This is a genomic window from Bacteroidota bacterium, from assembly GCA_039111535.1.
In the GTDB taxonomy this organism is placed as follows: Bacteria; Bacteroidota; Rhodothermia; order Rhodothermales; family JAHQVL01; genus JBCCIM01.
The window spans coordinates 1-21,586 of the sequence record JBCCIM010000031.1; the positions used below are offsets into that span (position 1 = coordinate 1).

8 protein-coding genes are annotated in these 21,586 nt (G+C 52.0%); 3 read left to right on the forward strand and 5 right to left on the reverse strand.

Annotation, left to right across the window (positions count from 1 at the left end; translation table 11 throughout):
* The 3 genes from AAF564_07210 to AAF564_07220 form a co-directional block, all read right to left on the reverse strand.
* Nucleotides 1-4,049: FG-GAP-like repeat-containing protein (locus tag AAF564_07210; GenBank protein ID MEM8485321.1), on the reverse strand; the 4,049-nt coding region annotated here is incomplete at its 3' end.
* Between the two features lie 223 nt (nucleotides 4,050-4,272).
* On the reverse strand, nucleotides 4,273-9,618 hold the full coding sequence (locus AAF564_07215) for an FG-GAP-like repeat-containing protein (GenBank protein MEM8485322.1): 5,346 nt from the start codon (nucleotides 9,616-9,618) through the stop codon (nucleotides 4,273-4,275).
* Nucleotides 9,619-9,948: 330 nt separating this feature from the next.
* Complete coding sequence (locus tag AAF564_07220) at nucleotides 9,949-12,057, reverse strand: CSLREA domain-containing protein (GenBank protein MEM8485323.1); 2,109 nt, start codon at nucleotides 12,055-12,057, stop codon at nucleotides 9,949-9,951.
* A 278-nt stretch (nucleotides 12,058-12,335) separates the two neighbouring features.
* Between AAF564_07220 and AAF564_07225 the strand changes: the two genes are divergently transcribed.
* Both AAF564_07225 and AAF564_07230 read left to right on the forward strand, forming a co-directional pair.
* Nucleotides 12,336-12,926 carry an ECF-type sigma factor gene (locus AAF564_07225; GenBank protein MEM8485324.1) on the forward strand — a complete coding sequence of 197 codons (591 nt, stop codon included), beginning with the start codon at nucleotides 12,336-12,338 and terminating at the stop codon, nucleotides 12,924-12,926.
* A gap of 205 nt (nucleotides 12,927-13,131) precedes the next feature.
* Nucleotides 13,132-15,798 carry a serine/threonine-protein kinase gene (locus AAF564_07230; protein ID MEM8485325.1) on the forward strand — a complete coding sequence of 889 codons (2,667 nt, stop codon included), beginning with the start codon at nucleotides 13,132-13,134 and terminating at the stop codon, nucleotides 15,796-15,798.
* A gap of 61 nt (nucleotides 15,799-15,859) precedes the next feature.
* Here AAF564_07230 and AAF564_07235 read toward each other — a convergent pair whose 3' ends face one another.
* The gene (locus AAF564_07235) at nucleotides 15,860-18,130 is read right to left on the reverse strand and encodes a T9SS type A sorting domain-containing protein (GenBank protein ID MEM8485326.1); all 2,271 of its coding nucleotides are present in this window, start codon (nucleotides 18,128-18,130) and stop codon (nucleotides 15,860-15,862) included.
* Between the two features lie 71 nt (nucleotides 18,131-18,201).
* Nucleotides 18,202-20,688 (reverse strand): T9SS type A sorting domain-containing protein, encoded by a 2,487-nt coding sequence (locus tag AAF564_07240; protein ID MEM8485327.1) that lies wholly within the window; start codon nucleotides 20,686-20,688, stop codon nucleotides 18,202-18,204.
* A gap of 218 nt (nucleotides 20,689-20,906) precedes the next feature.
* Here AAF564_07240 and AAF564_07245 point away from each other — a divergent pair, with 218 nt between their 5' ends.
* A complete protein-coding gene (locus AAF564_07245) occupies nucleotides 20,907-21,482 on the forward strand; it encodes an ECF-type sigma factor (protein MEM8485328.1) in 576 nt (191 codons plus the stop codon).
* Nucleotides 21,483-21,586: the final 104 nt, after the last annotated feature.

Here is a 21,586-nt window from a genome sequence, read left to right on the forward strand (position 1 = left end):
AGCAATCCATCTGTGGAGAAGGTAAAGCCTGCAACAGGCGCCTGGTTGCCACCAGCATCAACGCCTTCACCCGTCAGATCAACGGTCTGTGAGGCGTTGGTACCGTCGTGGTCAAATACCAGCTGTGCTGTTTTTGGACCGGTACCCGTGCTGCCGTCGAGTTCAATGATCTCAATTGCTGCAATAGTTGAAGGCCGGTTGTTTACCAGCGGCATAGCGATCGTCAACGTGGCATCTCCTGCAGTCAGCGTAGTGCTGTGCATGATGCCGGTGTCACAAACGTTGCCGGCTGCGGCATAGATGTCGAAATCATCAAGAACAACGACGTCTTCAACAACCACATCGAAGATGCGGCCGCCAACAGAACAGCGCGAGTTCTCGTTGAAGTACATCCGTACTTCGTAATCATTACCTGCCGTTACCGGGAAGTCCCACGTCATGTCAGGCGCTGCTTTAGCGGCATCGCGACGGACAGACTGGAAGATTTCCATTGGCGTGCCGGCTGGCACTGAAGCGTCCAGTGTTACCACATCTGTGTGCGTTTCAACTTGCGTATCCGTCACATTCACAAATGCAGATGGATTGGCATCAGAGTCTTCCGTGAAGTCTCCAACAACAGCTCCACCACCGTTTATTTTGTAGATAACCGTGCTGGCAAGCGGTGTGCTGATGGAAGAAGGAGAGAAGGTCACATTAACCGTCTCCTGTCCACCTGCAAGTACTGTAAATGTGCTTGCTGCATCGTGTGCAAATTCTGCAGCATCGTCACCCGTAAGTGATACGCTGGTTACGTCAACATCTGCATCACCCGTGTTGGTCAGCGTTACAGCAACGGGTGCTGAAGTTGAGCCAACCTCAATCTGGCCGAAGTCGATGCTGAGCGGCGAAGCAGTTAGCGTTGAACCACCGCCGGTGCCGCCATCTTCAACGATGAGGCTCCGCTGGTTGATGCCGATACCTGTTTCGGTCTGCACCGTACCTGATGGCCAGGTCACCGTTACGCTCACAATTGAGCTTGCGGTGCCGAGGCCGAAGTAGCCACCGATGTCGTCGCCCGCGCCAAGGCTCGAGCCGCTACGCACTTCGTGGTACTGGGTTACGCCATCATTCGTCTCTACTTCGATCTTCGCGCCAATACCATCGCGGTTACTCGTCACACCCTGGAGATCGATGATCGCCCAGTTGTTGAAGTTCGCGTTGTCATTACGGAAGAGCTGCATCTGACCTTCGTAGTTCACGATGAACATGTCCGGGTCACCGTCTGCATCATAGTCTGCAAACGCGCTCGTACGGGTACGCTCCTGCGTATCCAGACCACCACTGTTGGTCGATACATCTGCAAACGTACCGTCGCCGTTGTTCTGGTAGAGATACGAGTTCATATCCGTCTGCAGATCCTGCATACCGCCGGCTGCAACGTAGAGGTCAAGCCAGCCATCGAGGTCGTAGTCGAAGAAGTTGGCACCCCAGGTAATGTTGTCGTTATCTACGCCAGCTGCATCAGTGCGCTCGAAGTAGGTTGTCAGATCGTTGCGCAGCAGCACACCGCCGGCGCGTACGTTGGCTGACGTCGGGCTCGTGCCACCGTTGTCGGTGAAGTAGAGGTCCGTGTCAAGGTCGCGGTCATAGTCACCCATGGCCAGACCCATACCCTGCTGACACCAGTCTGCTTCGATTGAAGCGCTGATCTCCGTGAAGGTCCAGTCCGTTGCGCCGTCGGTACCGCCGTCGTTACGGAAGAACTCCGTCGGGTCGGTGTTCGACGTTGGACAGTCGTTCACTTTGAATACGTCAAGGTCACCGTCTTTATCGAAGTCGGTGAATCCACCCACAAAGCTGCGGCCTTCGCGGTCAACGCCCATCAACATGTCCGATACGTCGGTAAACGTACCATCGCCATTGTTGTGGAAGATGTAGTCCTGGCCGTTGATGCCGTCAAACGTGGCACCTGATACTGCCGTGTGGTTGGCGATGTAGAGGTCTACAAAGCCGTCATTGTCATAGTCACCAAATGAGGCTGAGGATGCGCGGTGCTCCAGCAGCGCGTCGATGCCTGAGCCGGCTGTGATGTCGGTGAATGTGCCGTCGCCGTTGTTGCGATAGAGTACGTCTTCGCCGCCATTGGCAAGGAAGAGGTCTTTGTCGCCATCGTTGTCGATGTCAGCTACAACCACACCACCACCGTCGCCCGTTGCGTCTTCGACGCCGGCTGCGGCAGCCATGTTGGTGAAGGTCCCGTCACCGTTGTTGCTCCACAGGAAGTTCGCCTGTGTACGCATCGTGGTGTAGAGGTCCATGTCGCCATCGAGGTCGTAGTCAAACCAGGCGGCACCAGTACCTTTACGCGGATCGCCTACGACTGGGAAAAGGTCCCCGTCGTGCGTGGCTGATACGCCGGCAGCTACCGATACGTCTGTGAACAGACCAGCAACACCGCTGGGTTCTGTAACGTTGATCATCTGGTTGACGCCTACGCTTGTCAGGTTAGATACCTGACCAGATGGCCAGAAAATGTCTACGTTGTCTGCTGTTGTTGCAGTACCCAGACCAAATTCGAGCACCAGTTCATTCTGCGAGTGTGCACTCACAGCACCTTTGATCTGGCGCATCCGCTCAACACCGCCGGCAGTAACTTTAACAAGCGCGTTGATGGCGCCAGTGTTACTCTGGGTTGCGTCGAGATTAACCTGGAGGTAGTTGTTGCTGTTTGAGGTAATGTTCTCATACAGGTGCATACCAAAGCCGTCGTGGATCACAACGATGTCCTGGTCGCCATCACGGTCATAGTCTGCTGCCGCGAGGCCGCGAGAGCTACCGCCAAATGCAGGCAGACCTGCAGAGCCGGTAATGTTGGTAAACGTACCGTCTCCATCGTTGTGATAGAGAATCGGGTCGCCTGTCCCTACAAGTAGATCTTCAAAACCATCCTGGTCAAAGTCGACAAAAACGATACCCCAGGAACCACCGCCGGTGATGCCGGCTGCAGGCGCTGAGTTTTCGTTCCATGTGCCATCAGCATTACCGGTGTAGAACGGGTTGCCTTCAGCGACAGGTTCGTTGCCTGGATCAGGCAGGTCGGTCATGTAGATATCCCAGTCGCCATCAAGGTCGATGTCGGCAAGGTCGATGCCCATACCAGCGCCTGAATCATCACCAATACCCGGCATAGAAGTAACCATCTCGGTGAAGGTACCATCGCCGTTGTTGCGGAACTGCTGGTCATGATGCCAGGGTGATGCATCGTGAACGTTGGTCACGTAGATATCCGGAAACAGGTCGTTCGGGTCCATCAGGCCGGCAAAAGCAGTCAGCGTCGGACGGTACCAGTCAACATCCGTTTCAGGATTCACACCACTGGCGACGGTAACGTTGGTAAACGTGCCGTCGCAGTTATTCATGTACAGGGCATTGTTATTGCTTGGCATACCCCCTTCGAAGAACACCATATTGCCTACAAAGAGGTCAATACAGCTGTCGAGGTTGTAATCCAGCCAGGCAGCGGTAAGACTTTGGTGTCCGGGATCGCTGCCAAAAGGAACAGCTGGCAGGTTGTCTACGCCGGCGGCTGCAGCCACATCAATAAACATTGGGGTGCTTTCTGCACCACCATTTTCTACCCACTGATTTTGCCACAGCACGTTGGCTTCCCCATCAGGGTTACCGAGGCTGTTGTTCATCGTGATGTAGATATCCATGTCGCCATCATTGTCGTAGTCGGCAAAGTTGGCGGCCGTTTTTTCTTCATTCGAGATTGAAGGCAGGATGGCATCTTTGTTTGTAAACGTTCCATCCTGGTTATTCAGGAACAGATGAACGTCCATACCTGCGCCGTTTGTGGCGAAGATATCGGGCCATCCGTCGTTGTTGTAATCCACCCAGATCACGCCAAGTCCGTGCGCATGTCCGGTGTCGTAGAGCTCTGTATCCAGGCCGGCGGCTACACTTGATTCCTGAAAAGAAACCTGTGCAAACGCTTGTGTGGTCAGAAGAGACCAGGCTACAAAGAACAGAAGCGGGATTACACCTCTGGTAGCAAGTTTTTTAAACATATCGAAATATTTGATCTAGAAAATTCTTGAGCGAGTTGCTTTTGCGAGCAGACGGAATTGCGTTCCAAAACAATCATCGTTGCAATTTCTCGCTGCACATTGTTTGCAGCTGAGTCGTCGGCGAACCCGAGAAGCGGAAGATCGAAGGGAAGGGTGACATTGTACCACCCTTCCCGCTCGATCTGCTTTCAATCGTCGGGCAAGTATGTCGAAGGACACACTTTTACTTCATGAGCAACATGGTATTGGTTTGGGTAAAGGATCCGGCTTTAATCCGATAGAGATAAATGCCACTTGCAACAGGAGCGCCTGCGTCATTTCGCCCATTCCACTGGGTTTCATAACGGCCGGCAGCAAGCTGTCCATTCATCAGTGTAGCAATGCGGCGACCCATCGTGTCGTACACTTCAAGGGTTACCCCTGCTTCTTCCGGCAACGCAAACTTGATGGTAGTTGCAGGATTGAACGGATTCGGATAGTTGTCTTCCAGCGCGTACTCGGTTGGCAGATCAACAGATGCGCCCTGCAGGGTCAGCATGTCTTTGTTAAGTCCACCATTCTTCGCTGCAGCTACAGCACCTGAACGCGGGCTTTCAGCAGGACCCTGTCCGGTTGGGACAAAGTTGATGTCGGTTGTTAACACAACTTTGTCTACGTAAGCGCCATCTTCGCGCATCCAGACATTCACTGTATTAACACCGCCGGCTGTAATACCCATCGTCAGCACATTGCCTTTGGAGTTCACATTCACCCAGTTCCAGGAGCCAATGGTAGAAGATTCCATTTTACTCGCTGAAGGGAAATCGTTAAGACCCATGTGGATGGTATTGTCCACAACGGCTGGTGCAAAGATACGTGCCCATACGAAGTAAGAGCCGGTAGTCGTGAAGTCGACTTCATACGTCATTACCGGGCTATTGCCTACGCTGGACTTCTTCAGGTTGGTACCTGTGTTTGGCGTGGTTACCATTGCACTGGTTCCGCTGTAATCAGCCTGATCGGTTGAAGTGATCCACTCGTGATCGCTACGCGGTTCATTGTTCAGGAAGTTTTCTGCTTCCATTACAACCATGCCACCTTCTTCAACAAAAGGTCCGATTGCATTCGGATCAGCGACATTGACATCCTGCGTAGCGCTACCTGTAGCACCCTGGTCGTCTGTAACGGTCAATGTAACCGTGTAGATACCGTAAGCACCGTATGCGTGCGTTGGGCTCTGGGTGGTGGATGTATTGCCATCACCAAAGTCCCAGCTCCAGCTTACTACGCTGCCATCGCTGTCTGTACTGGCATCTGTATATTCAACGCTCAGGTCGTTAACAGAAGCTGTGAAGACTGCGGTTGGCGCAACGTTGCCGTCACTTACCGTAACCTGTTGGCTTGTGCTACCGGTTGCCCCGAGGTCATCAGTGACCGTGAGCGTAACCGTGTAGGTGCCGCTGGCAGCATACGTGATGTCAGGATTCTGTCCGGTTGATGTGTTGCCATCACCAAAGTCCCAGTCCCAACCGGCGATTGTGCCATCGCTGTCGGAGCTACCATCAGTGAAGCTCGCCTGGAGACCTGTCGTTGTGAAGGTAAAGGCTGCCGTTGGTGCGTTGTTGCCGCTACCGTCGGTAGTTGCTTCACCCATCAGGTCAGCGTTAACAGCAGGGTTGGATCCCGTGTGAGATACCACCAGCTGCGCGGAGCGCGGATCGCTTGTGCCACCGCCGCCGGCGCCCAGGATTTCAAATCCTGTGACCAGTGAAGGCCGGCCATTGACGAGCGGGAAGTCGATATCGAGGTTGCCGTCGGTTGGCGTTACGGTGAAGGACCGCATGATACCAACGTTACAGGCGTTGCCGGCTTCGGTGAAAATATCGAAGTCGTCCAATACCAGGTTACCTTCGATTTCAACGTCGAAGAGGCGGTTACCTGAAGAACAACGCGACATTTCAGCGAAGAAGAGGCGTACCTCAATTTCTTCACCTGCGGTTACAGGGAAGTCCCATTCCATTTTCGGATCGTTCTTCGTAGCGTCGCGACGCGCAGATTTGAACAGATCGTCTGGCGTTTCAGCCGGAACAGATGCATCGATTGTTGGCGTAACTGCGTCAGTTTCGATTGACGTAGCACCTGGCAATACGTAAGGTGACACATTGGTGTCTGAGTCTTCTTCCCAGTCACCAAGCAGATCGCCACCCGCGTTAACGCGGTAGAGCACGCCTTCAGGCAACAGGCTAGGCGCTGCGGCCTCCTGTGGCGAGAAGGTTACGTTGAACGTGCCCGTGGCACCACCAGAGAGCGTGATCGGACCAGAGAAGTCGTGGCTGAAGTCCGTTGCATCAGCGCCCGAGATCGAAACGTCGGTTACGTCGATGGCATCAACACCATTGTTCGTCATGGTCATTTCTACAGGTGCAGAAGAAGAACCAACTTCAACAGCGTCAAAGTCGACGCTCAGTGGCGAGAGTGCCAGTGTTGAGGTAGCTGTTCCATCTTCTACAACGAGATGACGCTGGTTAATGCCCAGGCCGGATACGTTCTGTACCGTACCTGAAGGCCATGTGATCTGCAGGTTCGAGATTGAACCGTTGTTGCCAATACCGAAGTAGGCAGCAACATCATCGCCGGCGCCAAGGCTGGAGCCACTGCGAATCTCGAAATGCTGTGTTACACCGTCTGGTGTGCTCAGCTCAAGGCGTGCACCAATACCGTCGCGGTTGCTGCTTACACCCTGGAGATCAATTGTCAACCAGTTGTTGCCATTGTTGTTGTCGTTTCTGAAAAGCTTGACAGGCTGGTTGTAGTTCACGATGAACATGTCGAGGTCGCCGTCACCATCGTAGTCTGCATAAGCAGAAGTACGGGTGTTGGAACCGTCATCCATGCCACCAGCTGTGCTGGATACGTCAGAGAACGTGCCGTCGCCGTCGTTTTTCCAGAGAATGTTTTCTACAACGTTCTCCGGAGCCATGGCGCCACCAACCATAAAGAGGTCTTGCCAGCCGTCGAGGTCGTAGTCAAAGAAGTTGGCACCCCACGAGAAGTGGTTGTTGTCAACCTGCGCTGCATCGGTCGTCTCGGTAAAGGTACCGTTGTCGTTGCGAAGCAGTACAGCACCCACGCGCTTGGAAGCGTCTGGATACTCGGTTGTGGTTGCGCCATTGTCTGTGAAGAAGAAGTCCATCCAACCGTCACGGTTGTAGTCGCCCGTAGCGAGGCCCATACCGTTCTGGCACCAGTCGGTATTGGTTGCATCAGACACTTCCGTGAACGTCCAGTCAGTTGTGCCATTGGTGCCTCCATCATTACGGAAGAGACGCATCGGCGCAGAGTTCTGACCAAATGGACAGTCAGCGATCAAGTATACATCGAGATCGTTGTCATTGTCGTAATCTGTCCAGCCACTGATAAAGGCGCGTCCCATGCGGTCGCCACCAAGTAGCATGTCAGATACATCGGTGAAGTTGCCCGTACCGCCATCGTTGTGGAACAGGTAATCCTGCTCGCCGTCGCCGGTGAAGGTCTGGCTGAACGGCATGTGATGTGATACATAGAGGTCAAGGAAACCATCCTGGTCATAATCGCCCCAGGAAGCAGACGTACCGCGGCGCTCTTCTGACGCCTCGAGACCTGATCCTGTAAAGATGTTGGTGAATGTGCCATCACAATTGTTCTCGTAGAAGGCATCACCATTTGAGTTGGCCAGGTAGAGGTCAACACAACCGTCGTTGTTGTAGTCGGCCACTGCTACACCTGAACCGTCGTTGCCGGCATCCTGAACGCCCGCAGCCGCAGCTACATCAGTGAAGCTTCCACCATTGTTTTCGAACAGGTGGTTTGCACCGGTACGGTTGGTCATGTAAAGGTCGAGATCGCCATCCTGGTCGTAATCAAACCAGGCAGCACCTGTACCAATGGCCATGTCGCCTGTCTGGTCGCCTACGTGTGATACGTTGAGGCCGGCAGAGCTGGTCACATCGGTAAAGAGGTCGTTTCCACCACCGGTTGAACTGGACTCTACAACCAGAATACGCTGGTTGATGCCCACGCCACTTACCGTCTGCACGGTCCCTGATGGCCATTCGATGGTCAGGTTAGAAATAGAAGCATCTGAACCAAGGCCGAAGTACGCAGCCACATCATCCCCGCCACCAACGCTCGAACCGCTGTGAATCTCGTGTGTCTGCGTGCCACTGCTGGCACTGGTTACAATTACTTTTGCGCCAATACCCTGGCGGTTACTGGTCACACCCTGCAAGTCTACGATGAGCCAGTTGTTGCCGTTGCCATTGTCGTTGCGGAAAAGCCGCGCCTGGCCGGCGTAGTTCACGAGGAACAGATCCGGGTCACCATCCTCGTCGTAGTCAGCGTAAACGCCGGTACGGCCGCGGCCGGTGTCATCCACACCCTGAGCAGCTGATACGTCGGTGAATGTACCGTCGCCATCAGAATGCCAGAGGACAGACTCTACAGGATCGAAGTTGTTCAGAGAACCAGCTGCCATGAAGAGATCTTCCCAACCATCGAGGTCGTAGTCGAAGAAGTTGGCTCCCCATGAGAAGTTGAACGAAGAAACGTTGGCAGCATCGGTGGCATCAGACATGGTCGACCCGTTGTTATTCAACAGAATCGTACCCTGACGCTCTAGCCCACCTGAACCAGAAAGGTTGCCGTTGTCCGTGTAGAAGTAGTCCTGGAAACCGTCTTTGTCGTAGTCACCAACCGCGATACCCATGCCGTTCTGGCACCAGTTTGCATTGGCTACATCCGCAACGTTTGTGAAGGTCCAGTCGGTTTCCCCGTTTGTACCGCCGTCATTTCTCCAGAGTCGCATAGGCGCCTGGGCATCAAACGGACAGTCAGCGATCATGTAGATATCGAGGTCACCGTCGTTGTCATAGTCAGTCCAGCTACCAATAAAGCTTGCTTTTTCGCGGTCATCGCCGAGAAAAGCATCGGTAACGTCGGTAAAGGTGCCGTCGCCGTTGTTGTAGTAGAGGTAGTCCTGACCTTTGGATTTGTCGTCGGGTACGTTGGTGCCATCGAGCGGGTAGTGATGCGCTACGTACAAATCGACAAAACCGTCGTTGTCGTAGTCTCCCCATGAGGCGGAAGTACCGCGGCGTTCGCCTGACGTTTCAAGGCCAGAGCCGGCATAAACGTCTGTGAAGGTACCGTCGCAATTGTTCTCAAAGAGCACGTCTTCGATAGAATTTGCGAGGTAAAGGTCGATACAGCCGTCGTTGTTATAGTCGGCTGCAGCAACGCCGGCGCCATCGTTGCTGGCATCCTGGACACCAGCGGCGGCAGCTACGTCCGTAAACGAGCCAGCGTTGTTTTCAAAAAGAAAGTTTGCGCCTGTGCGCATGGTCATGTAGAGGTCAAGGTCGCCGTCGTTATCATAGTCAAACCAGGCTGCACCGGTACCTAACCCCATATCAGCTACAGATGCACCATCATGGGTCACATTGATCCCCACGCTGGATGCGACGTCTGTAAACTGAGCCTGCACATTACTCAATGGCCACAGAAAAGCCACCAGGAGTAATGTGAGAACTGTTGAGCGTTGAAACTGACACATAAGAACTCACCAAATGCTTGCAGAATGCTGATTCAGGCAGATTTGCGGGAGCACTTTTACCTGTTTCAGCCAGAGAGATTGGGGGATCGACATAAGGAAGCAAATTGGCCGAGTTTTTTTATAATCCGCACGCCATGGGGGGGCTTCAAATTTGGAGATGAAAAGGCAATTGTAGGTGTGTAATGGCGGCTGGTCGCGTCAGCCATTTGTCAGGGGGAGATTTGCGCCAAAGCACCCCGCTCGGGTACACCTTTTGTTTGCGCCAAACGAAAAAAGGGCACGGTATTTAGCCGCGCCCTTTCGGATTTCCTCCTGTTTGACACCCACCATCTATTTGGTTAGCAGGAGGTTGCGTGTGTCGACAAAATGTTCGCCGGCAACGCGCAAAAGGTAGCTCCCGGAAGCGAGGCCGGCAGCGTTAAAAGTGAAGCTGTGGGTAGCCTGGGCAGCAAGCGGTCCATCGTGGATCAAGGCAACCGTTCGACCCAATAGATCGTGTACGGTGACGCGAACGGACTGGTGCTGCTCAACCTGTAGCGTAAAGTTGGTTTGCGGGTTAAACGGGTTCGGATACGCTGGAGAAAGCGCGAAGCCATATTTTAACAACTCGCTTGATTCGGCTCCTTCATCTTCGTTCGACACCAGCGATGGCGGCGCTCCAAGGGGTTGGGAAGTAGCACTAAATTCGCTGGTATTGCCAAAGGGATCTGTTGCGGTAAGCACCAGCACATCACGTACATCCCATATTAAGCCGTCAGCCGACACCTCAAACCGCTCTGATCGACCAGGTACCACGTATGTGTGCGTCCCCAGGTATGTCTTGCCTTCGCCACTGCTCGCATCATCAGCAAGATACATGTCTACCGTCAGTGGGAAAGTAACATAGGCGTTGCTGGCATCAATGCTATATTCGACACCAAGCACATGCTGTGTCTCATCATAGCCAGCAACGAGAATGTCCGGATAATTCTGATTGAAATTGGGACCTTCATCAGCATCATCTAAATCATTCATCGTCACACCATCGACATTCAAATCGATACCGATGGCGCCATTGTTATACATGCGATTTCCGCGCAAAGACGTATTCCGTGTCCCCGGAGCCGATTCAATGGCAATACCACTGCCCCCGTTAAACGCAATAGTATTGGTAAATTGCTGCGTCGTAGATATGGTATCAACTGCGCTATATCCAATCGTAGTATCGAATACAGTTTCTTCAAGCAAAACACCATGCCCATCATTGCCGAGATTGGCGCCGTTCCGATTCGTGCCTATATAGTTACCTTGCACAACACTTAGCGCCGTATTGTGCAGCACAATACCATTACCTCGAATATTGCCTACCACATTCCCTTGATTGGCTGCCTTACCGCCCACTACTACGTCTTCTGCGTTTGTTATTTCAATACCAATGTTAACATTGGCCGGCAAAGGAACACCAAGATCATCGCCGGCAGCGTTGGTGCCTATGTAATTTCGCTGGACAGTTATACCTTCACAATTGGATATCCGTAGAAATGTACGTTGAAACCCAATGGTATTATCAACAATAGTGTAATGGTCTCCATATATGGATATCCCCAAATCATCACTAGTCCCCAACTTTGCGCCACTGGCATTGGTGCCGATATAGTTATTGCTGACAATCCCTCCCTCACCAGCCAAAGAAAGTGTTCTAAGCACACTTCCTCCAATTACATTACCCTGCTCAGGCTGCGGACCGCCAATGATGGTGTTTTTGCCTGAATCAATTATCCCAGAGGCATTGGTTATGGGATTACCATCCATATCAACACCAATCCGATTTGCCTGTATAACCGTGTTACTTGCGTCTGGAGAAACAGATACTTGTGTGCTGTTGTCAGCGATTACGTTGTTCCGCAAGATATTACCTGACCCATCCAATACCCTTAGACCAATAGCATTCAGAAACTCACCTGCAGGGACTATGCCGATGATGTTTTGCTCGATCAAATTGGCATCGCTATGAATGACAATTGCAGTTGATACCCTGCCTATGATAAAACCCTTGATGACACTGCCCGCTGACCCGAGCACTAATTCAAAACCATTCCAGTTTGTATCCTCCACTTCGATTCGTATGCCGGCACCCGGCCCGCTTAATCCATCAAGTATCACGCGGTCCTTAATTTCGGGTAGCGCAAGATTTGTAGTTCGACCAACACGGATCACAACAGGCGCCGTCAAGCTAGTAGAAAAGTGGATTTCATCCGGGCCGGCAAACGCATTGCCCGTAGCATTGGCTTCTTCTATAGCTGCGCGCAGCGTGCAGGATTCAAGCATGGTGAGGCACTGCCCATCACCGGGATTTGCATCAGTGTGGTCGAGTACAGAATTGACGGTAAAAATTTTTTGGCCGTTAGCCGGCAGCAGGCTAACCAAAAGCCAGCCGCATAGTGCAAGAAGTGTTCTCATTGTATTTCTTCGATTGATGGAAACTGATCATGGTGGGCGTTTGCTTACAGATTTCTGCCCATCTGATCACTCTAGCGTCGCCAATCTCGAAATGTGGACACGGGGGGTAGGTTGAAGGTTGAAGGTTGAAGGAATGTAAATTTCGACATTCGTTATTCCTTGCTCGATATTCCCAAGAAGGCTGCCCCTGGTATTCAACCCTCGGCAAGATCTTTGTCGAATAATTCCTTTAATTAAGGAAGAGACCCATCCCCGCATTCACTCACTGGGTATCAGTCATGCAAGAAACAGGCACAGTCACGGTATGGCTTCGCCGGCTCAGCGATGGCGACGCGTCAGCCCTCGATGAATTGGTCCCGCTCATCTACGACGAACTGCATCGGGTAGCCCAGCACCGCATCAACCGCGAACGCAAAGGACACACATTCGGTGCAACAGCGTTGGTGAACGAGGTTTATTTGCGGCTGGTGAACGGCAAACAACTTGACATGGCAGACCGCAATGACTTCATGGCCGTTGCGAGCCAAACCATGCGTAATATCCTTGTGGATTATGCGCGCAAAAAGAACCGTGTTAAGCGAGGCGGTGGCCAGGCCAGCGTACCGCTGGAAAAAGTAGAAGCTTTCCTCACGCAGGAGGAATCAGAAGAAGTATTGCTACTAGACGCGGTACTGACGCGGCTCATGGACATCAACGAACGGGCCGGCCAGGTGGTACAACACAGGTTCTTTGGTGGCCTTACGCTCGACGAAACGGCTGAAGTATTGGGGCTTTCCAAGCGATCAGTCCAGCGATCCTGGGTTGTAGCTAAGGCCTGGTTGCGCAAAGAAATGGCCGGCGAAAGCGACCGCTTGATAGAGCCAGAGTAACAATCGAAAACACAGATGTGTTTTCAGTTGAAAGTTGCAGGTTTAAGGTTGAAGGTTTTGGAGCCATGTCACTAGAATTTACTTGTCGTAGCTTACGAACAACCCTGACTAAGAACTTGTCAACGTAAGCTTGCTTACTGGTGTCCACTCTTGCGCCAGAGCGACGCTAAGTAAAGCACACCCACAGTATTTTTGGAGCTAACCCATGGACGCTAACCGCTGGCAACAACTCGAAAACCTTTTTATTTCAGCACTCACACTGGAAGGCAAGGAACAAGCAGAATTCCTCGACAAGGCCTGCGGTGATGATGCTGCCCTGCGACACGAACTCGAATCGATGTTGCATGTCGACCAGGACAGCGTTGCTTTTGCCCTGGAAAACAAGTTGTTAAACGAAGAAGCGCCGGCGCAGTCACGGGCTGCAGACCTGATCGGCTCTCGTATTGGGCCTTACCGTCTCGAGGAATTGCTCGGAGAAGGGGGCATGGGTGAAGTATACCTGGCACAACGCAACGATGGGCAGTACGACCAAAAAGTAGCGCTCAAATTAGTGCGACCAGGTTACCGAAGTGCGGACCTATTCCGCAGGTTTCGCATGGAGCGCCAGGTACTGGCGCGTTTATCGCATCCCAATATCACCCAATTGCTGGATGGTGGCATCGATAACGATGGCCGGCCTTATCTGGTGATGCAATATGTGGAAGGGCTCCCCATCACCAAGTTTTGTGATAAACACGCGCTCTCCATCGAGGAACGTCTGGGTTTATTCCGCACCGTCTGTGCGGCAGTGCAGCATGCACACATCAATCTGGTTGTACATCGCGACATCAAGCCCTCCAATATTCTCGTCACCGAGGGCGGCGTCGTAAAACTACTCGATTTTGGTATTGCAAAGCTGCTTGCGCCAGATTTGCAAACGTCTGTTGCGCTCACGCAAAGCAGGGTTCGCCTGATGACACCGGAATATGCTGCACCCGAGCAAGTCCAGGGTGCAAACATCACGACGGCCACCGATGTCTATGCATTGGGTGTACTACTATATGAAATGTTGACAGGCCGGCGACCTTACCAGTTAGACAAAAAAATCCTATCGGAAGTCGAGCGCATCATATGCGAAGAAACACCTCTCCGGCCAAGTACATCGCTTACCGAAGCAACCCACACCAAGGCTTCCATCGAAGCAATTAGTAGCGCACGCCGGACAGGTGCTGCGCGGCTCCGCAGAACCCTCCAGGGTGATCTGGACAATATCGTACTCATGGCCCTCCGCAAAGAACCAACACGGCGGTATGCTTCAGCAGAACAGTTTGCACAAGATATCCAACGCTACCTGGAAGGCCTTCCTGTCTCCGCACAAAAAGATCGCTTAAGCTACCGGTTCAAAAAGTTTGTTTTTCGTCATCAAACTGTCGTAGCAGTAGCCAGCGCAGCATTTCTGTTGGCCATCGGTTTTGGCATCGCGATGTCAATCCAGGCGCGAAACTTGGCCATTCAACGGGACCTTGCGCAATCTGAAGCAACCAAAGCACAGCAGGTCTCGGCCTTCCTCGAAAACATGTTTGAAGCTTCCGATCCACTCGCCGTAAATACCGAGCGACGCGACACCTTGCGGGTTCGTGCACTACTTGATATCGGCGTCAAGAACTTGCACGAAGAGCTCGCGGATCAACCCCAGGTCAAAGCTTCGCTCCTTCATGTGCTGGGCAATGTCTACAACGGCCTTGGTGATCCAGTTGCAGCCCTGCCTTTGCTAGATGAGGCCCTGTCAATACGAACAACGTTGTATTCTGGTGATCATGCAGAAATTGCAGAAAGCATGGCTGGGAAATCTAACATCCTACGCCAACAGGGAAAGTTCAACGAAGCGGAGCCGCTAATCCTGGATGCGCTGGCAATGAACACCCGGCTCGCGGGTGCAGAGCATATTTCAATTGCAGACGACTTACAAGATTTAGGGGTACTCCGACAGCGCCAGGGCCGTTATGTTGAGGCCGATTCATTATTCCGCGCCTCGTACCAGCTTCGGAGTACGTTGCTAGGACCAGCACACTGGGATGTTGCATCTGACCTGAACAACATCGCAACCGTGCAATACCTGAGCGCTAACTTCGAAACTGCCGACTCACTTTTTCGGGAGGTGATTGCGATCAGGAGCCAGCTGCGAGACTTCACCCACCCTGACATTGTGTCCGCGCAAGGCAATCTGGCGACTACCCTGAGACGACAAGGAAAGCTCGATGAAGCCATTGCTTTGAGTCAATCCGTACTCGAAAACCTGAGAAACCGCCTTGGACCGGTCCATCCCATGATTGCCGGAAGCCTCAACAATCTTGGGCAATTGTTCAAGACACAGCAAAAGTATGCAGAGGCTGAAACCCATTACAAAGCAAGCCTTGCGATGTACCAACAAGTGCATGGCAGTTCGCACCCCAACATCGCGCTGATCCTGCATAATCTGGGCGCACTCTACAAGGCCATGCGTGCGTATGATGAGGGCTTTGCCCATTACGAGCAAGCACTGCAAATGCGCAGGGCCTTATTTGGCAATACACATCCTGCTGTTGCCGCTACACTCAATAATCTGGGTATCCTGCTGAAATCTAAAAGGGACTACGCCGGTGCTGAACCCTACCTACGCGAAGCGCTGGCTGTAAACAGAAAATTGCTCGGCGCCGATCATCCCCGTATTGGGATCACAATGGATAGCCTTGGCGACTTACTCATCAAAACAGGTAAGTATGCGGAAGCAGACTCAATGCTGCACGGCGCAAAAAAAATACTCCTCGCACAGTTTGGTCCAGACAACAGGATTGTCAAGAACAATCAGAAATCGCTGGAATTGCTGGCGGAGAAACAGCAAAACAACCAGTAGACTAAACAAAAAAGCTACACAAAATAGCTGGCACAGATTGCTTTTTGAGATACAAACCGTACTACTTCACCAGCTGCAATTGCCGGGTCTCAACAAAGCGATCTCCCTGTACCCGGAGCAGGTAACTGCCTGAGGCGAGGCCGGCAGCGTTAAAGGTGAAAGTATGCACCCTTGCGCCTTCCAACATGCCGTCGTGTAAGGTGGCAACCCGCCGGCCCAGCATATCGTGGACAGCAATCTGCACAGGACCATCCTCGCGCAAAAGCAATTCGAAACTGGTGCTCGGGTTAAACGGGTTGGGAAAAGCCGGCTTTAACTCATGGGTATCCATCTGCTCAGTTAGTACCAGCGATGGCTCCAGGGCAGCCAGATTGGAAACGCCAACGGCCCCGCCAAATTCACTTGTATTGCCCAGAGAGTCCGTTGCTGTTGCGGTAAACATGACGTCTTCCAAATGAACGCCCAATCCCGTGGTGTCCACAGTAAGCACAGCCAGATCCTGGGGATTGATATATGATGTACTGGCTATGTGTTGTACACCTTGACTGGCGAATGCAGACTGATCTTCTATATAAAAATCCAGCGTGAGCGGATACGCAGCGTACATGGTGTCAGCCGTGTGGATAAAAGTAAATTCGAGTTGGCCCGTTGCACTGTTGAACAAGACTTCTCCGATATCAGGAGAATTGAGGAGCGTATTTGCGCCAGTATCATCGTCAAACTCGTCATTGGGGGTATTGCCATCTAACTTAAGGTCAATGCCAATGCCATCATTTTCGCCTGTTGCATTGCCTCGAATGGTATGCGGGTGACTACCCAATCCAATTACGCCAACGGCCGGCCCTTTGTTGAAGAAGATATAATTGGCTTTGCCCATTTTTGTGTGGTCAACAACCTCCCCCAAACCATATCCGATAACACTGTCGCCAAAACCACCATCCATTAAGATCCCGCCCAACGCGTTACCCAGCGCCTGATGTTCTGAGTTCGTGCCAATGTAATTACCTTCGACACGGAAGTTCGTGTTACTTCCGGAGACATGAATTCCGTATGTACCATTGCTGCCAATCGTATTGACTGCGCCATAAAAATCACCGCCGATTAAACTATCATCGATGTCATACATTCGAAGACCAGCTTTAAAATTGCCAATGGGTGTCCCTGATTTGCTCACGCCAATGTAGTTGCCACGAATGAGCAGCGCCCGGCTCCAACCTATGTTGATGCCTTCCTCATTAAATCCAATGACATTTCCGGCTACCGGACTACCGATCACGTAGCGGTCCGCGTTCACCTTAATTCCTATGCCAGCGTTTCCAATATTTGCACCTGATGCGTTCGTACCGATATAATTATTTTCTACCCGTCCTGCTACCCCCGCAAGCAAAATACCTGTGTCATTGTTACCAATCACATTACCGTCAGTGTTGAATACCCCTCCTATTTCATTCGCGCTCCCGTAATCAGCTATGCCTATGATACCACTCCCCAGATCATCTCCTTCTTCGTTCACGCCGACATAATTTGCAGTAATCCGGTTGAGTTCTCCATCAACTGTAATACCTGTTACCTGATTAAAGCCCACAGTATTTCCTGAGACGATATTTGACCTTCCATAAACATCAATGCCCCCATTGTTACCCAAAAAATCGCCTTCAGCATTGGTACCTACATAGTTATTTTCAACCTGGGTAAACAGTGCATAAATAGACAAATAAACCCCAACTTCGTTGAACCCTATCACATTGGGATCATCTGACGAACCGATTTCTACGGAAAAACTGGACCGTTCAAGCTCTATGCCGGCAAACCCATTTCCTCTGTCATTCCCGTCCTGATCAGTACCCAGATAGTTGCCTATGATAACCTGGTCTGAGCCCCCCTCTACCAGAATAGCGCTCTCTGAAAAATTTCCGATCGTTAATCCTTTTATAACGCTTTTCCTTGATCCCGTTGCCAATACAATACCGTCGTCCTGGGCGGCTAATGTACCATCGATATAAACGCCCCCTTCTGCGGTTGTGCCATCGATAATGACATGATCGTCGATATCAGGCAGCACAAGCGCCGGCCCAGATAAATTTATGCGGTTTGCAAAGGGTCCAGGTGAAAAATGAATTTCGTCAGGCTGCGAATTGCTCACATTAACCGTCGCATTTGATTCCTCGATGGCCGCCCGGAACGTGCAGACACCAATCCAGGTGGCACAAATCCCATCACCCGGATTGATATCAGGGCCATGACCTGAGGTAGTAACCACAAATATGTTTTGTGCATGCGCGGAGATCGTACAAAAAAAGCAGAGCAAGAGGTATAGGGAATAGCGTTTCATCGTGTGATTGCCTCAAAGGATAAGCCGGCCCACGCGTAAGGGCCGGCTATTGAATTGATATGGGGAAATGATTACTTCAGCAGCGTGAGCATGCGGACCGCTCGAAATGCATCTGCCTGCACGTGGAGCAGGTACGTTCCGCTAGACAAGCCGGCAGCGTCAAAAGTGAACGTATGCCGGACGCCTGCTGAAAGCGGCGCGTCGTGTAACAGGGCAACTTCGCGACCAAGCAAATCAAACACGGCGATGCGAACGGGCGCTACATCGGCAACTTCCAGCGAGAACGAAGTGGTGGGATTAAACGGATTCGGATAGGCGGGTGATAGCGCGTACGTTTGCGGCTGCGCCGCCTCGTCATCTTGCACAAACGTTGCCGCTGCAGCCCAACTCGAGACCGGCGCGGTGGCTTTGCTAAACTCGCTTGTATTGCCCAATGAATCCGTCGCCGTAGCAACAAATACATCGTCGAGTTTCAACGCCAACCCGGTGGTGTCTACGGCAAAGACAGCCGCTTCTCCGGGCACCTCATAGCTATGGCTACCGACATACTTCTTGCCCTGCGTATCTGCTGAACCATCGCCAAGGTACAAGTCGATGGTCAAGGGAAACACAGCCGCTGTGCTGGCTACATCCAACGTGTAGACAATTTCAAGCTGCTTTTGCGCCGCGTTGTAATTCAGCGATTGCCACTCGGGGTGATTGAGCAAGGTGTTGGGTCCATCGTCAGTATCTTCATTGTCATTGATCAAAAAACCCTCATTGAACAAGTCGATGCCCAACCCGAGGTTGTTGCCAATTACATTGCCCCGAATCGTGTTAGCGTGGCTGCGAAATTCAGAGGGTAAAGCAACACCACCGCCGCGGTTGTACAGTATATGGTTGCCCCTTGCTTCAGCTTCAATAATAGGATCGTGGGGTGCATAGCCAATTATGGTATTGGATGACGCCAAACCCAGGGTGATGCCATATCCCGCATTACCCAGGTCCTCCCCCGCAGCATTGGTGCCGATATAGTTGCCTTCAATTATCATCCCTTCACATTCAGTCGATTCAATCCCGGCAGTTCCGTTAAACCCAATAACGTTGCCCTGACCAAATCCGCGACCACCAATTTGCTCCTCTTCACAATCCGACATATGCAATCCCACTTCAAGATTTCCCATGGGCAACCCGTCCGCATTGGTCCCGATGAAATTGCTGCGTATCAGGTTGCGTTCACTGCTCCATACAGCAATTCCGGTCTTGTTAAAGCCAACAACATTACCTGACCCGGGCAAGCCAACAAGGTTGTTTTCGCCATCCGTTACCCAAATCCCAAAGCCGGTGTTGCCCGCGTTGGTCCAGATACGTGTCGTTCCAACAAAATTGTTTTCGATGATGTTGTTGTTCGGTACGGTCTCGCTTCCAAAAACCAACTCAATACCGTTCTCATTAAACCCAATGACATTGCCATCTTCAGGTAAATTCCCGCCTACCTGGTTACCGGAACTGCTTAACCGTATGCCCTCATTTCCGTTGCCAATATTTTCACCGCCGAAGCCAACGCCGACGTAGTTGGATTTAATGGTCGAAAATGGGCCTCCTACATCAATGCCAGCACCCTGACTAAACCCTATTACATTATGGGTGATCGTAGTTTCCTCGGCGAAATGAACAGAGATACCAGCAGGTGAGCCAATGCTGGTTGCACCGTTCCCCATGGGATCCCCCTGTGCGTTGGTGCCAATGTAATTGTGTTGAATTACCGTTGACCGGATCGCAACACCGCCACTCCACAGCTGAATACCGTCCCCCACATTAAATCCAATAAAGTTGCCGGCATCAGGCTCTCCTATAACGTTCGAAAAACCGCGCGACACCGTAATGCCCTGCCGCTGATTGCCAAGTGGCCGGTATTCAACATCGGTACCGATGAAGTTGCCGGCGACAACATTGCGCGATGATGCAATGAAAACACCTGCGTCTCCGTTAAAGCCGATAACGTTGCCCGCATCTCGACCGCCTACAATATTCTCACCCCCATCCTCCGACAGATACAGTCCGGCGCCCCCATTTCCCAAATCATCACCCGCCGCATTTGTCCCCAGATAATTAACAAGAATGGTATTTTCCTCGCTTTCGACATAAATGCCGACTTCCGGGAAATTACCGATGGTCATGCCCTTGATGGTGCTACCATCCGAGCCCGCTGCCAGGGTAATGCCATTACCGGCGATGGACGCTCCATCCAAAAAAACAGATCCGGGCGCCGTGGTCCCATCAATCACGAGGGCATCCGTGATTGCCGGCAAAACGTTTACCGACATGGCAATTACAAAGGAAGAATCCAGCGTGGATGAAAAATGAATTTCATCGGGTCCATCCGGGCTATTGGCAAGCGCATTGGCTTCCTGAATCGCAGCACGTAACGTACAGGGACCGAATAAACTGCGACAATCGCCGTCTCCCGGCAGTAAATCTGCATATCCTCTAGGACTACTGACGACAAAAACGTGCTGTGCGTATGCAGGTGATAAGACGAATAAACAGAGCAAAAGCGTTGCAAAAAGTGTTTTCATGACGTGTTCTCGCTTGAAGTGGGTGTTTCCGGCGGCACGAAGTGGGTCTCCTCCTTAAGCTCTAGCGACAGAAAAGACGGAACATGGCCAAACTATTTTGCACGCACCCAATTTTTATGCTTTTTGCCGACCTGCGAGGATGGGTTAGGTAGCGATTACAAGTTAGAAAAGTCTTATTTTGTATGATTGTGGCCCCATCCACAGCTTGGCGCACGGATATGCAAGAACCAGGAACGATCACACGCTGGCTACGCCAGCTCCAGGAAGGCGACACATCTGCCTTCGATGCGCTTATTCCACTGATGTATGAAGAACTCCATCTTATTGCACAGCAGCGACTCAAACGGGAACGTGCAAACCATACGCTGGGCGCAACGGCACTTGTGAACGAAGTCTACCTGAAGTTTGTCAATCAGCAACAAATTACGCCGGCCGACCGCGGTGAATTCATGGCAGTTGCGAGCCAGTCTATGCGCAACATTCTCGTAGACTACGCAAGAACCAAAAAACGACAGAAACGCGGCGGTGAACAGATGAAGGTATCGCTGGAAACCGTAGAGGCATTTCTTTCGGACAGAGAAGCTGACGAGGTACTCGTGCTCGACGGCGCACTCGCCCGCCTCGCTGCCATCGACGAGCGCGCCGGCCAGGTTGTGCAGTACCGCTTCTTCGGCGGCCTCACGCTCGACGAAACGGCAGAAATTATGGGCATCTCCAAACGCTCTGTCCAACGCTGCTGGAATACGGCAAAAGCCTGGTTAAGGAAAGAGGTTGTAGGGAAGGTTGAAGGTTGAAGGTTGAAGGAAAGCTAAACTTCGACATTCGACATTCCTTGCCCGATATTCGATATTCAAAGAATGTGCAGGCCTGGCAGAGATCCTTCGCACGGCTCTGTTAG

What these genes read in the sequence shown, in the direction of transcription:
- AAF564_07215 (MEM8485322.1), bottom strand. Translation starts at nt 9,618, where the DNA reads ATGTGTCAGTTTCAACGCTCAACAGTTCTCACATTACTCCTGGTGGCT.
- AAF564_07220 (MEM8485323.1), bottom strand. Translation starts at nt 12,057, where the DNA reads ATGAGAACACTTCTTGCACTATGCGGCTGGCTTTTGGTTAGCCTGCTG.
- AAF564_07225 (MEM8485324.1), top strand. Translation starts at nt 12,336, where the DNA reads ATGCAAGAAACAGGCACAGTCACGGTATGGCTTCGCCGGCTCAGCGAT.
- AAF564_07230 (MEM8485325.1), top strand. Translation starts at nt 13,132, where the DNA reads ATGGACGCTAACCGCTGGCAACAACTCGAAAACCTTTTTATTTCAGCA.
- AAF564_07235 (MEM8485326.1), bottom strand. Translation starts at nt 18,130, where the DNA reads ATGAAACGCTATTCCCTATACCTCTTGCTCTGCTTTTTTTGTACGATC.
- AAF564_07240 (MEM8485327.1), bottom strand. Translation starts at nt 20,688, where the DNA reads ATGAAAACACTTTTTGCAACGCTTTTGCTCTGTTTATTCGTCTTATCA.
- AAF564_07245 (MEM8485328.1), top strand. Translation starts at nt 20,907, where the DNA reads ATGCAAGAACCAGGAACGATCACACGCTGGCTACGCCAGCTCCAGGAA.